The organism is Rhizobium sp. BT-226, from assembly GCF_025847085.2.
In the GTDB taxonomy this organism is placed as follows: domain Bacteria; phylum Pseudomonadota; class Alphaproteobacteria; order Rhizobiales; family Rhizobiaceae; genus Rhizobium; species Rhizobium sophorae.
The window spans coordinates 565,276-578,774 of sequence record NZ_JAOYTI010000003.1 but is presented as its reverse complement, the minus strand read 5'-3'; the positions used below and the strand labels follow the sequence as shown (position 1 = coordinate 578,774).

Sequence of the window (13,499 nt, the reverse complement as noted above, 5' to 3'; positions counted from 1 at the left end):
GGGTTGCCTCTCCGGCTTCAGCGCTTCAGTGAACCGGTGCTGTATTGCAGCAGCATGGCAACGACGATGATGGCGCCCATGTAAACCTGCTGGTGGTAGCCCGGCACGCCGGCGAGGTTCATGATATTGGCGATGATGCCCATGACCAGCGCGCCGAGCAGTGTGTTGATCACCCCACCCTTGCCACCCATGAGGCTGGCCCCACCGATGACGACGGCGGCGATGACATTGAGCTCGGCGCCGACGCCGACCTGCGCCGAACCGACACCGGTGCGGCTCGACGAGATGATGCCGGCAACAGCGGCCAGCACGCCGGAGATCATGTAGACAGCGAGAATATAGCGCGGCACGGCGATACCGGAGAGACGGACGGCCTCCTCGTTGGAACCGATTGCCGTGATGATGCGGCCAAAGCGGGTGAAATTGAGCACCACGCCGGCGACGATGAAGACGGCGAACATCAGGAGCACCGGCTGCGGGATGCCGAACAGGAAGCCGGAGCCGAACCGGCTGAAGGCGGCACCCGCTTCATCGAGCGGTATCGGCCTGCCCTCGGAGATGATCAGCGACAGGCCACGCGCGATCGCCATCATCGCCAGCGACATGACGAAGGACGGGAGCCGCAGATAGGCGATGAAGCCGCCGGTCACCAGGCCGCAGAGCGCGCCACAGGCGAGGACCATGAGAATGGCTGGCGCGGTTCCATAGCCTGATATGGCGCAAAAATATCCCGTGAGGACCGAGCCGAGCGCCATGACGGAACCGACGGACAAATCGATGCCGCGCGTCAGGATGACGAACAGCATGCCGACCGCCATGATGCCGGCGCTGGAAGCCACCTGGCGCAGCACGTTGAGGATATTGCCACGGCTGAGGAAGTTTTCCGACCACATGGTCGCGACCACGACTAGGACCAGGAAGATAGCGAGCGTGCCGAAGCGCTGGATGATCGAGCGATAATCAACCTTGATCTTTTCTTCCGGCTGGTTGGCGGTGTCTGTCGTGCTTGTCATGCCTGGCTACCCTGATTTGCTGTTAGTGCGCCGCCTGTCATCGACAGGCCCAGCAGGTTTTCTTCGCTGTAGGTCTCAGGCGTCAGTTCGCCTCGGATTTGACCCTGCCCCATGGCGAGCACGCGGTCGCAGAGACCGAACAGTTCCTGGTGCTCCGACGAGATCACCAGCACGGCCTTGCCATCCTCGGCGAGCTTGTTGACCAGCGCATAGATCTCGCTCTTGGCGCCGACGTCGACGCCGCGCGTGGGTTCATCAAGGATGATGACATCGCCGTCGGCATGGAACCACTTGGCCAGCACGACCTTCTGCTGGTTGCCGCCGGAGAGGCTGGAGACCGGCGCATCGACGCTCGAGGCCTTCAACCTGAGGCTCTTGCCGAGTGCGGTGACATCGGCACGTTCCTTGCTGCGTTTGAGAAAACCGAAGGCATTCACGACCGACGACATTTTGGCCATAGTGGAATTGACTCGGATCGGCTTGTCGAGAATGACGCCCTGCTGCTTGCGGTCCTCAGGCACCAGGCCGATACCGGCCTCGACGGCATCTTTCGGCGACCTCGGCTTGAGCACCTTGCCCTTGAGTGTGATCGTGCCGCTTTCGAGCGGATCGGCTCCGAAGATGACGCGGGCAACCTCCGTGCGGCCTGAACCGATCAGGCCGCCGAGGCCGACGATCTCGCCCGCGCGGACTGAAAAGCTCACATCACGCACCATGCGCCCAGCATTGAGATGTTCGACCTTGAGCATTTCCTGGCCGATGACGCGCTTGCCGCGCTCGGGGAACATGGCTGATATCGGCCGGCCGACCATCATGCGGATGATGTCGTCGATCTTGACATCGCTGGTGGCAACCGTGCCGACAGTCTGGCCGTCTTTCATCACGGTCATGCGGTCGGCAATGTCGAAGACCTCGTCGAGGCGGTGCGAGATATAGACGATGCCGACGCCCCGATCGCGAAGGCCGCGGATGATCTCATGCAATTTCATCGCATCCTGCGCGGCGAGCACGGCTGTCGGCTCGTCGAAGACGATGATCTTGATATCCTGCGACAGCGCCTTGGCGATCTCGACTACCTGCTGGTGGGCAACCGCGAGCGTGCCGGCTATGCGGCCGGGATCGATCTTGAAGCCGAGGCGATCGATAAGTTCCTTGGCACGCTTGCGCAGGCTGGCATGGGAAATGACACCGGGCAGTTCGCCCAGGAAGATATTTTCCGCCACCGTCAGGTCGGGCGCCAGCGCCAGCTCCTGATGGATGACCACGATGCCCAACGCGCGCGCGTCGCGGGGATCGCGGAAGACGACAGGCTTGCCGTCGATGACGACTTCGCCATGGCTGGGGAGCATCTCGCCGCCGAGAACCCGCATCAGGGTGGATTTTCCGGCGCCATTTTCGCCGAGCAAGGCGTGGACTTCGCCGGGCCGGACATCGAAATCCACCGATTTCAGGGCATGGATGCCGCCAAACGACTTCGAGATGGACTTGAGTTTGACGAGTTCAGTCACTGCGGCTCTCCGGACAGAAGGCAATGAGACGACGGAGGTTGGCCCCGCCGTCTCATCTTCGCGACTTGCGGGAGGAAAGGCATCAAAAGACAGCGTCAGCGCGATAGTACTTGTCGACATTGTCCTTGGTGATAACGTCGGGAGTCGTCAGGTTGAGCTTCGGGAAGTTGTCCGGCAGTTCGCCCTTCACTGCCTTAAGGCCGATATCGACCGCTGTGCGGGCCACGAGATCGGGATCGTTGAGGCCGGTCGCGCCGTATTTCCCATCCTTGATCAGGGCGAGCGCTTCCTTTTGGCCGTCGGCAGCGGCGAGCGCCAGCACGTCGGTCTTGCCCTGGGCTTCGAGCGCCTTCATCGCTCCAAGCACCATGGAGTCGTTCTCACCGAGCACGACATTGGCGTCGGGATGCGCGGTCAGCAAGTCTTCCATGGCAGCGAGACCGCCTTCATGGGCCCAGCCGCCCCAGCCCTGGCCGACGACTTCGAAGCTGACCTTGCCGTCGTTGACCAACTGGCCTTCGACGAGCCCCTTGAAGACGCCGAGACGGCGATCTCGACCGACTTCATTGCCCTTGTCGCCCGAGAGAAGGATGATCTTCATCGGCTTGCCCTGCATGGTCTTGGCAAGCCACTGGCCGACGAGGTAGCCGTTTTGGTCATTCGACGAACGAACCTGGGTGATGACATTGGCCTTCGTGCTGATCGAGGAATCCATGACCACAACCTTGACGCCGGCAGTGGTGGCAGCATCAGCGGCGGCAACGAGACCTTCCGGATCACGCGGGTTGAGGATCAGCAGATTGACGCCCTTGGCAACCATGTCTTCGACGTCGGCGATCTGCTTGGCCATGTCGTTCTGACCGTCGGCGCTGGTCACTTCGCAACCGGCCTTTTTGGCCTGGTCCTCGGCGGCGGCAACCTGTGCGGCGAAATAGGGAGCGCCGAGCGTGTACATCGCGATGCCGACCTTGCAATCGGCAGCCTGTGCAACGCCGAACGAGCCAACACTCATGACAGCAGCCAGCACGCATCCTGATAGGGTAATCTTCATGGGTTTCTCCTCCGATTCCATGACATGGAAGCAATGCGGCCTCCTTTTTGTAGTTAAAATACATTTTTCTCGCAGCGTCAAGCCGCCGCCTCCCCCACTTTAGTGAACTACGCGCATAATGGTGACCTTATTGCGGTGCAAACCGACATTTTGCGGCGCAACCATCAAAAATGAGGCGGTTTGGCGGGCTCTATCACTTGCGCTTCAATCGCCGTTATGTAGTATAACTACCGAAAACGAATTGGAGGATAGCAATGGCTTTGTTTGAGCCGGGCATCGGATATGTCGACATCGCAGCCGGACAGCTGAAAGGCGCCACCAACCGCTATATGAAGACGTTCCGCGATCTGGAAGGACTCTACGAGGACGCCGAAGCGTTTGCGGCGATCGTCGCCGCGCGCGGCGATGAGGTTGCCTATGAAGTTACCGACTACAAACCTTCGGCAAATGCCGGCGACATCATCATCGGCGTCACCCGCATGGAACCTGGCAAGGTGGGCCGAGAATATTACATGACGCGCGGCCATATCCATGCACGGCCGAACCGGCCGGAAATGTATTACGGTGAAAGCGGGCTCGGCGTCATGCTGCTCGAAAGCCCGGCAGGTGATATCCGCACCATCGAGATCGGCCCCAAGGCGATGTGCTATGTGCCGCCATTCTGGATTCATCGTTCTGTCAATGTTGGCAGCGAGCCGCTGGTCATGACCTTCGCCTATCCCGCCGATTCCGGCCAGGATTACGACGTCATCGCGAAGGCAGGCGGCATGAAGAGCCGCATCGTCGATGACGGCAAGGGCGGATGGAAGGCCATCGACAACACCGCCTATTTGGCCCGGCCGCAGGCGCTGATCGACAGCATCATGGCTAGGCTTGACTGATCGAGGGGGATCACGATGAACTTCTATGCTACGGCAACCCGGCCGACGCTCTATTTCATCGGCGTGACCACCGGCAAGAGTTCGATCATGAAGGTGTTTCCAGCCTGGGCCGATCATCTCGGGCTGAAAGACGCTGGTATCAGGGGCATCGATTTCCCCTTGCATGCCGAACCCGAAGCCTATCGCAAGGCCGTCGCATTCATCCGCGACGATCCGATGTCGCTGGGCGCGTTGGTGACCACCCACAAGATCGATCTCTTCAATGCCTGCAAGGATATGTTCGACGAGATCGACCCGAATGCGCGGCTGATGGACGAGACGAGCTGCATCTCCAAGCGCGACGGCAAGCTTATCTGCCACGCCAAGGACCCGATCTCATCGGGCCTGGCGATGGATGCCTTTCTGCCGGACGCCTATTTCGAGCGCACCGGCGCCGATCTTTTCTCGATCGGTGCGGGTGGCTCGACGATCGCGCTGACATGGCACATGATGCATAAGCGGCGCGCGGGCGACAGACCATCGCGCATCATCGTTTCCAATCGCAGCCAGCACCGTATCGAGGAGATCAGGCGCATTCACAATGCGATGGGCAGGACCGTGCCGGTCGAATATGTCCTGGCGCCGCAGCCCTCGGACAATGACGCTATCGTGGCCGGATTGAAGCCGGGCTCCGTGGTGATCAATGCCACCGGTCTCGGCAAGGATGCGCCCGGTTCGCCGCTGACGAATGCCGTGGTTTTTCCCGAAAACGGCGTCGCCTGGGACCTTAACTATCGCGGCGAGCTGATCTTTCTCGACCAGGCTCGGGCGCAGGAGAAGGCGCGCAACCTCCAGATAGAAGATGGCTGGGTCTATTTCATCCACGGCTGGACGGAGGTGATCGCGGAAGTCTTCCATATCGACATACCGCAAAGAGGACCGGAATTCGACGCGATCTCGAAGATCGCGATCGATGTTACGAAAGGCTAAACCGTGGGCCACAAAGTGCTCGTCACGCCGCGCTCGCTGACCGAAGCGCCGCATCCCGCAATCGAGGGCATGGCCCGCCAGGGCGTCGAGATCGTCTATGCGACATCCGGCAAGCTGCCAGATGAAGCGGAATTGCTGCGGCTGGTGCCTGATGTCACAGGCTGGCTTGCAGGTGTGGAGCCGGTGTCTCCGAAGGTGATCGCCGCTGCGTCGAGGCTTTGTGTCGTGAGCCGCAATGGCACTGGTCTCGACAACCTGCCGCTCGGCGAGTTGAAATCGCGCGGCATCGCAGTCCGCACGGCAGACGGCGCCAATGCGCGGGGGGTGGCGGAGCTCGCCATCGCGATGATCTTCTCGGCCATGCGCCATCTGCCCAATACGGACCAGGGACTGAAGGCCGGCAGTTGGCCGCGCCGACGCGGCATCGAATTCTTCGGCCGCACGATCGGCATCATAGGTTGCGGCGCGGTCGGCGGCACGGTTGCCCGGCTGGCGGCCGCAATGGGCGCACACGTGATGGCTTTCGATCCCGCCCGTCCCGACGTTGGCATCGATCCCGCACGTTTTCGCTGGGCAAAGCATGACGAGATTTTCCGGGAAGCCGATATCCTGACGCTGCATTGCCCACCGAGCAAGGACCGCGCGCTGGTCAATCGCGATATGCTGGCGGCGGTGAAGCCGGGCCTGATCCTGGTCAACACGGCCCGCTCCTCGCTGGTCGATGAGGCCGCGTTGATCGAGGCGCTCGACGCCAAGCAGTTGCGGAGCTATTGCGTCGACGTGTTCGATCCCGAGCCGCCCGCTTTTCCCGGCCTTGCCTCGCGGGCGGACGTCATCGCCAGTTCGCATATCGGGGGCTATACCGAGGAAAGTGTCAACCGCGCGACCGAGATGGCGGTCTTCAACCTGATGGAATCGCTCGGCCTGAAACAGCATGCCCTGACGGCCTGACCCATGATCACGCTTCGCACGATCCCCTTCGACGAACCGCTCGCGGCTAGGCTCGAGATGGGGCCGGGCGACGGCGTCTCGCTCTACTGGCTCGGACAGGCCGGTTTCGTGATCGATGCGGATGGCTGGCGCATCGTCATCGATCCCTATCTCTCGGATTCGCTTGCGGTCAAATATCGTGGTGCTGTTTTTTCGCATGAGAGGATGGCCCCTGCACCACTGACGCAGGATCAGCTCGGGCCGGTCGATCTTGTGCTGTGCACGCATCATCACACCGACCACATGGACGGCGAGACGCTGAGCTTGCTGGCAAAACGCCTGCCTGAGCTGAACTTCGTGGTGCCCTCTGCTTCGCGCGAGTTCGCCATGCAGCGGATCGGTCTCGATGCCAGCCGATTGATCGAGGTCGATGCCGGTGATCGTAAGACGATTGGAAGCCTGGAGCTCCATGTCATGCGTGCCGCGCACGAAACCCTGGAGCGCGACGAGGCAGGAAAACACCGGTTTCTCGGCTACGGCATGGGCTTCGGCAATGTGAGAATCTTCCACTCGGGCGATACGATACCATTCGATGGGCAGAGTGAGGAGATCAAGGCCTTTGCGCCCGATCTGGCACTTCTGCCGGTCAATGGCCGCTCGGAGGCGCTGAGAACGTCCGGCTTTGCAGGCAACCTGACGCTTACCGAAGCGATTACGCTTTCCGGTCGCTGCGCCATCGCCGCGCTAATCGCCCATCACTACGGCATGTTCGCATTCAACACAATCGCGCCCGATGAGATCGACAATGCGGCTGAGCAAGCACCCATCACGCTTCGTCGCGCCCGCTACGGCATCGAGTTTCGTCTTGACGGTGCGTAGTGCACGGTGGCAGGAAATCTCAGATGGCATATGAAGAGATATCCAGCCGCAATCCCGGGCAAAACATACTCGAAATCGTGCGGCAGGCACTGCCTGGTCTTCGCAAATCCGAGCGCAAGGTGGCCAACCGCGTGCTGGAGGATCCCAACCGCATTCTCAACGCCGCGCTGGCGGAGGCTGCGGCACTGTCCGATGTCAGCGAGCCGACGGTGATCCGCTTTTGCGTGGCGATCGGCTGCAGCGGCTACCAGGAATTCAAGCTCCGGCTTGCCCATAGCTTGGCGCTCGGTACGACCGCGACCCATTCCGTGCTTTCGAAGAATGACAGCACTGCGGAACTGGTCGAGAAGATCTTCGGCTATACGATGACCAGCCTCGATTGGGCGCGCAGCCATCTCGATACGCAGGCGCTGGGTGAAGCCATCGCCCTGCTTAGCGGGGCTCGGAGTATCGAGTTCTTCGGTCTCGGTGCCTCCGGCATCGTGGCGCTCGATGCGCAGCAAAAGTTTCCGCTGTTCGGCGTCCCTTGCGGCGCACAGGCCGACACCCACCAGCAATTGATGACGGCATCCATGATGCAGGCCGGCGACGTTGCGGTGATCTTCTCCAATACCGGGCACACGATCGCAATGATTGAGGTGGCCAAGGTGGCCAAGGATGGCGGCGCCAAAGTGATCGCGGTTTCCGGATCACGCTCGCCACTGCTCGACCATTGCGACGTGGCGATCCTGGTCGAGACGCTCGACAATACCGATATCTATACGCCGACGATCTCACGCATCGCGGCCCTCGTCGTCGTCGATATCCTCTGTTCGGCTGTCGGGTTGCGTCGAGATGCCGAACACGGCAAGCGCTTTGAAAACATGAAGCAATTGCTTAGAAACCAGCGGGTGAACGGCCCAGTGAAAACGTCGTAAGCGTACCGCGATCTCGTCTTGCCGTCTGATTGAGGGAACTTGCGAGGAACTCCGAATACGGCATCAACTTAAACGAAACACGGACATCGACATAAGATAACGGGTCATGACGAACCGTGATCCGCTTTATCGCCGCCACCGTTTTCCCGTCGAAATCATCGCCCCCGCTGTGTGGCTCTATTTCCGGTTCCCTCTCAGCCTGCGGATGGTAGAGAACTTGCTGAGCGTTTGTTCTGAAGCAGGGTGATGAAGGTGCCCCGGTGGCGGAGATCTGCCGGAGGGCGGGAATCAGCCAGGCGACCTACTTCAATTGGAAGAAGAAATATGCCGGCATGTTGCCGCCGGAGATGAAGAAGCTGAAGCAACTCGAGGACGAGAACGCACGGCTGAAGAAGATCGTCGCGGACCTGACACTCGACCGCGAGATGTGCAGGACGTCATTCGCCGAAAGCTCTAAGGCCTCGCAAGCGGGAGGTGGTGAAGGGCATGTGCCGCGATTGGGCGATCTCGATCCGGCGTGCTTGTGGGGCGCTGAATTTCGCGTTCAAGCGACCACTACACCTCTCGCCGTGCCGATCGGGCCGGCCTGGAACGTCGTATTCGCGAGATCTGCGAAACCTAAGTGATCTACGGCTATCGTCGGGTGCATGTGCTCTTAGAGCGTGAGGGGTGGGGCACCAACATCAAGAGAACCTATAACAGAGACTTGGGCCTTCAACTGCGGAACAAAACGCCAAAGCGCCGAGTCAAAGCCAAACTGCGGGAGGATCGGCGAATGGCGGTGGGACCGATGTCTGGGCCATGGACTTCGGTCACGACCAACTGGCGACCGGAAAGAAGTTGCGGGTGCTGACGGTGATCGAGACCTTCTCGCGCTATGTGCCGGTGCTTGATCCGCTCACAGCTATCGCGGTGAAGACGGCAGCTTGCCGTTCCGATCGGTGCTTTCGCGCGTTTTGACTTTAATACCGAGATCGACGATCTTTTCGCCGCTATTGTCGCCATCCAGCCGGCGACGGAGCCTCATGACAGCTTCGTAGCCGCATTCCCAGCGCGGCGTATACACGCTGGTGATCGCCGGATAGGCGGCCTCCATGACCTCGAAATCGTTGAACCCGGCGATCCCCATGTCCTGAGGTACGCGCCGACCGCGCTGCATGCATTCAAAGAGCGAACCGAGCGCCATTACGTCGTTGTTGCAGAAGACGGCATCAATTTCGGGCTCAGCCTCGATCATGTCCGCTAGCAGTCGGCGTGCGGCGAGCGGCGTGACAAAGCGGCGCGCTTCGGAACTTGCACCGCCACGTGGCTGATGGGTCGTGTCGATCGGTGTGATGAGACGAGGATTAAAAAGGCCGGCTTCGGTCAGCACGTCGCGAAGGCCGGAAAGGCGCGACAGCGATCGGCCATTCATCCAGCCGGCGACGAAGCCGATATTGCGATAGCCGGATTCGAGAAGATGCTCGGTGATCGCACGGCCGGCCTGATAGTGGGAGAAGCCGATGATCGTGTCGATCGGATCGTCGCTCAGATCCATGATCTGGATGACCGGACAGCCGGCCTCTTTCAGCATAAGTCGCGAGGCCTCGTTCTGGTCGACACCGGAGATGATCATGCCGGCCGGCTTCTGACGCAGCATCTGAGCGATCAGCCGCTCCTCCTCCTCCTGGTAGTAGCGGGTATTGCCGATCTGGACCTGGAGCTCGGTGCTTTCGACGCCGTCATAGATACCGCGCAACACGTCGGAAAAAATGTTCTGTGTAAGCGAGGGAACGAGCACGCCGATCACGTCCGTTCGGATCGAGGCAAGCGCGCGGGCGCTGAGATTGGGAATATAGTTCAACTGGCGGACCGCATTGTCGATGCTTTCCCGCAAGGATGCCGACACCAGCGACGGATCGCGCAGCGCACGCGAGACAGTGATCGCGCCGACGCCGGCCAGGCGTGCGACATCGGCGATCGTGGGACGTCCATCTGTCCGGCGGCTGCGCAAGATATCTCCCCCCGTGACGTGCAGTCGACGGCCTGATCGCTCCTTCCCAAGAAAGCCTGGCGGAGTCAACCGGAAGGGTAGGAGCAGCCCATACACTTTTCCGCATCGTGGAATTCTCGCCGAAGAACCGAGACGCGAGCCGGAAATTCTCTAACCTGTCGGCAGATCAATCGAAGAGAAAGCATTTATCGTATGGGATCGGAACCTTGGTACCGCACGGCCAGACGTTGGGGCCAGACCAACTTGGTGGAGATCGACCCGGCACGCTACGATGGCGACTGGTGGCGGGAACACTGGCGCCGCACGCGTATCAACGGCGTGATCGTCAATGCCGGCGGTATTGTCAGCTATTATCCGACGAAATTCCCGCTGCATCACCGTGCCGAGGCGCTCGGCGAACGCGACCTCTATGGCGAGATCGTCGCAGCGGCCCGCGAGGAGGGCCTGAATGTCATCGCCCGCATGGATTCCAATCGCGTGGCCGAGGATTTCTACCGCGCCCATCCGGACTGGATCTGCCTCGACATCGAGGGTAAGCCATATCGACAGGCCGACAAATACGTCACCTGCATAAACTCGCCATACTACAGCGAATATCTTCCGTTGATCATGGAAGAGATCATCGAGCGAAGCCGGCCAGATGGTTTCGCCGACAACAGCTGGGCGGGGATTCCGCGCAAGAACATCTGCTATTGCCGGTATTGCGAGGAGAAGTTCTTCACCTCATCGGGCGTTGATCTGCCGCGCCGCCACGACTGGGTCGACGAGAATTACCGGCTTTGGATCCGCTGGAACTTCCAGCGACGCACAGATCTCTGGGAGCTGAACAACCGGGTCACGACCAAGGCCGGCGGCAGGGACTGCCATTGGATGGGCATGATCAGCGGCGACGTGCTCAACAATTGCAATCGCTTCATCGACCTGCCGGCTATCCTCAGCCGCAGTCCGATCGTGATGCTCGACCATCAGCGCCGGAACGGCGTCGACGGCTTCGAAGGCAACACAGAAGCTGGCAAACGGCTCCACGAGGTCGGTGGTTGGGACAAACTCATCCCGGAAAGCACGCCGCAATATCAACTTGGTTCGCCTGCTTTCCGGCTTGCCAGCATGCCGGTTGCCGAAGTCAGGCTCTGGTCATCGGCAGCTTTTGCAGGTGGTATCCAGCCATGGTGGCACCATATCGGCTCTTCGCATGAAGATCGCCGGCAATACACGACCGCCGAACCGATCTTCACCTGGCACGAAGCGAACGAAGACGTTCTCTTCAACCGCCGGCCGGAAGCTGATGTCGGCGTCGTCTGGTCACAGACGAACCACGACTTCCACGGACGCGACCATGCCAACGACCGGACGATGAACCCCTATCGCGGCGCGTTGAGGGCACTCGACCGAGCCGGCATCCCTCATCTTCCGGTGCATGCCGACGACATTGCCAAGGCGGCCAGTCGCTTCCGCGTCTTGATCCTGCCCAATCTCGCCGCCATCTCAGACGAACAGGCCGATGCCATCAGGGCCTTTGCCGCGCAGGGCGGGTCGGTGATCGCTTCATCGGAAACCAGTCTCTACAACCAGTATGGCGACAAGCGCCCCGATTTTGCGCTTGGCGATCTGTTCGGCCTGCATAGCAAGGGCGCCAGCCTTGGCGGACAGGAACTGGCCAATGCCGATATCGAGACCAGCGCCCGTCATACCTATCTGCGGCTTTCACCTGAGCTTCGCGCCGGCGTGCACGGACCGAAAGACGAAACGGCGCCGAAGGCCTCAGGGGAGCGGCATCCGGTTCTCGCCGGTTTCGAGGAGACCGATACCCTGCCCTTCGGAGGCTTCCTGCCGGTCGTCGCTGCCGAAAGCGATGTTACGGTACTTGCAACCTTTATCCCGGATTTCCCGATCTATCCGCCGGAAACATCCTGGATGCGCAAGCCGCATACTGACCTGCCGGCGATCACCGTCCGAGAGGGTGCGAATGGAAGCAGTTTCGTCTGGTTCGTCGCCGATCTCGATCGGTGCTTCGCACGCGACGAGCAGTTCGAGCATGGCCGGTTGATTGCCACTGCAGTCAAGTGGATCCTGGCCGATCGCGCGTTTCTCGCGCTGGAGGGTGGCCATGGGTTCATCACAGCCGCGGCCTATCGGCAGGGTGAACGGCAGATTGTCCATCTCAACAACCGCATCCTCACCTCGCGTATCCCCGGCCGGCAGGCGGAACTCCTGCCTATCGGCCCGGTAACGCTGCGGCTACGGCGAAAGACGGCTTCGCGCGCGGCGCCCGAGGTCGCCCTGAGGGTCAGTGGTCTTCAGCCGAAGGTCAAGGTCGAAGGCGAGGAATTGGTGATCGAGATCAGCCAGGTGCTCGATCATGAGGTCATCGTCGTAGGCTGATCGCCGACGCGAAAGGATCGGCCCGTTTCGCCACCGGGGCGGGCGATGCGGGCCGTCCATCATCCGAAAGGGTAACGGCACCGAAGACGGTGTCACTCACTCGGCCGCAATGTGACCAGGCAGAATTCCACCGAGACCGAGCGTCAAGCGGCCGACGGCCTCGGCGACCAGCGACCCGAGCACTGCAATGCGATCCCCGGTGATCCGCGTGGCAAGACCCGAGACCGAAATGGCGCATAGTGCCTCTCCCTGGTGATCGTAGACGGTGGCGCCGACGCAACGCAATCCTAATTGGCACTCTTCATCGTCCACGGCGTGACCGTTCCGGCGGACCGCCTCAAGCTCTGCAACGAGGCCGGCACGGCGTGTGAGCGTATTTGCCGTCAGGCGCCGCAAGCCGTGGCACGCGAGGATCGCCGTGACGTCTTCGTCCGCATAGGTCGCGAGAATGGCTTTGCCCATGGCAGAAGCCGCCATCGGCACCCTGCCCCCGATATGGGCGGCGGCACGGGCGATCTCACGGCTTTCGATCTGGCTCACCACCAGCATCTCGCCTCGATCGGCAATGCCGAGATTGACGGTCTCGCGGCTCTGATCTCGCAGGCGGCGCAGAAACGGCAAAGCCGTGGCGGCAAGATTGCGCTGGCGCGCGAAGACGGAACCGACAGCGAAGGCCTGTCGGCCGATATGCCAGAGACGGCCGGCCGGATCGAACCGGATGAACTGGCGTTGCTCGAGCGTCGTCAGCAGGCGGTGAACCGTCGAAGGTGCCAGTCCGGTGCGGCTGGCAAGGTCGCTGAGGCGGTTGCCCTCCTCATCTTCGCCCAACACTTCGAGCAACATCATCGCGCGATCGACGGACTGGACGCGGCCATGAAAATCCTTCTCTTCCACGGGCTTCATTCTCCTGTGTCAGACCGAGCTCAAGGATTTGATGTCGTTACTAATAACGACGGCAAGCGGCGCATCCGCCGTC

At 61.0% G+C, this 13,499-nt stretch carries 11 protein-coding genes and 2 pseudogenes; 8 read left to right on the top strand and 5 right to left on the bottom strand.

From position 1 onward, the window contains the following. Positions 1-17: 17 nt before the first annotated feature. The 3 genes from OIU37_RS22320 to OIU37_RS22310 form a co-directional block, all read right to left on the bottom strand. Complete coding sequence (locus tag OIU37_RS22320; RefSeq protein WP_171603455.1) at positions 18-1,013, bottom strand: ABC transporter permease; 996 nt, start codon at positions 1,011-1,013, stop codon at positions 18-20. Further along, positions 1,010-2,521: a sugar ABC transporter ATP-binding protein gene (locus tag OIU37_RS22315; RefSeq protein ID WP_264258671.1), complete on the bottom strand. Its 1,512-nt coding sequence runs from the start codon at positions 2,519-2,521 to the stop codon at positions 1,010-1,012. The genes OIU37_RS22320 and OIU37_RS22315 overlap by 4 nt, the downstream gene beginning before the upstream one ends. Positions 2,522-2,603: 82 nt before the next feature. Further along, on the bottom strand, positions 2,604-3,533 hold the full coding sequence (locus OIU37_RS22310; protein WP_372353430.1) for a substrate-binding domain-containing protein: 930 nt from the start codon (positions 3,531-3,533) through the stop codon (positions 2,604-2,606). A gap of 293 nt (positions 3,534-3,826) precedes the next feature. Here OIU37_RS22310 and OIU37_RS22305 point away from each other — a divergent pair, with 293 nt between their 5' ends. The 7 genes and pseudogenes from OIU37_RS22305 to OIU37_RS22275 all read left to right on the top strand — a co-directional run. Next, a complete protein-coding gene (locus tag OIU37_RS22305) occupies positions 3,827-4,453 on the top strand; it encodes a glucose-6-phosphate isomerase (protein WP_180697292.1) in 627 nt (208 codons plus the stop codon). Positions 4,454-4,468: 15 nt separating this feature from the next. Continuing rightward, positions 4,469-5,422, top strand: a complete 954-nt coding sequence (locus OIU37_RS22300) for a shikimate dehydrogenase (protein ID WP_180697293.1) — start codon at positions 4,469-4,471, stop codon at positions 5,420-5,422. A 3-nt stretch (positions 5,423-5,425) separates the two neighbouring features. Then, positions 5,426-6,373, top strand: a complete 948-nt coding sequence (locus OIU37_RS22295) for an NAD(P)-dependent oxidoreductase (RefSeq protein ID WP_264258670.1) — start codon at positions 5,426-5,428, stop codon at positions 6,371-6,373. A gap of 3 nt (positions 6,374-6,376) precedes the next feature. Continuing rightward, positions 6,377-7,231 (top strand): MBL fold metallo-hydrolase, encoded by an 855-nt coding sequence (locus OIU37_RS22290; RefSeq protein WP_180697294.1) that lies wholly within the window; start codon positions 6,377-6,379, stop codon positions 7,229-7,231. A 23-nt stretch (positions 7,232-7,254) separates the two neighbouring features. Further along, complete coding sequence (locus tag OIU37_RS22285; RefSeq protein WP_171603449.1) at positions 7,255-8,148, top strand: SIS domain-containing protein; 894 nt, start codon at positions 7,255-7,257, stop codon at positions 8,146-8,148. 106 nt (positions 8,149-8,254) lie between these two features. After that, positions 8,255-8,374, top strand: a pseudogene (locus OIU37_RS22280) (IS6 family transposase); the annotation flags it as partial. 7 nt (positions 8,375-8,381) lie between these two features. Continuing rightward, positions 8,382-9,068 (top strand): annotated as a pseudogene (locus OIU37_RS22275) (transposase); the annotation flags it as partial. On the opposite strand, the gene OIU37_RS22270 reads toward OIU37_RS22275, so the two are convergent. Next, a complete protein-coding gene (locus OIU37_RS22270) occupies positions 9,053-10,141 on the bottom strand; it encodes a LacI family DNA-binding transcriptional regulator (RefSeq protein ID WP_246813080.1) in 1,089 nt (362 codons plus the stop codon). The pseudogene OIU37_RS22275 and the gene OIU37_RS22270 overlap by 16 nt on opposite strands. 192 nt (positions 10,142-10,333) lie before the next feature. Between OIU37_RS22270 and OIU37_RS22265 the strand changes: the two genes are divergently transcribed. Continuing rightward, positions 10,334-12,523 carry an alpha-amylase family protein gene (locus tag OIU37_RS22265; protein WP_180697295.1) on the top strand — a complete coding sequence of 730 codons (2,190 nt, stop codon included), beginning with the start codon at positions 10,334-10,336 and terminating at the stop codon, positions 12,521-12,523. A gap of 96 nt (positions 12,524-12,619) precedes the next feature. On the opposite strand, the gene OIU37_RS22260 is transcribed toward OIU37_RS22265, so the two are convergent. Then, positions 12,620-13,417 (bottom strand): IclR family transcriptional regulator, encoded by a 798-nt coding sequence (locus OIU37_RS22260; RefSeq protein WP_264258669.1) that lies wholly within the window; start codon positions 13,415-13,417, stop codon positions 12,620-12,622. Between the last annotated feature and the right edge of the window lie 82 nt (positions 13,418-13,499).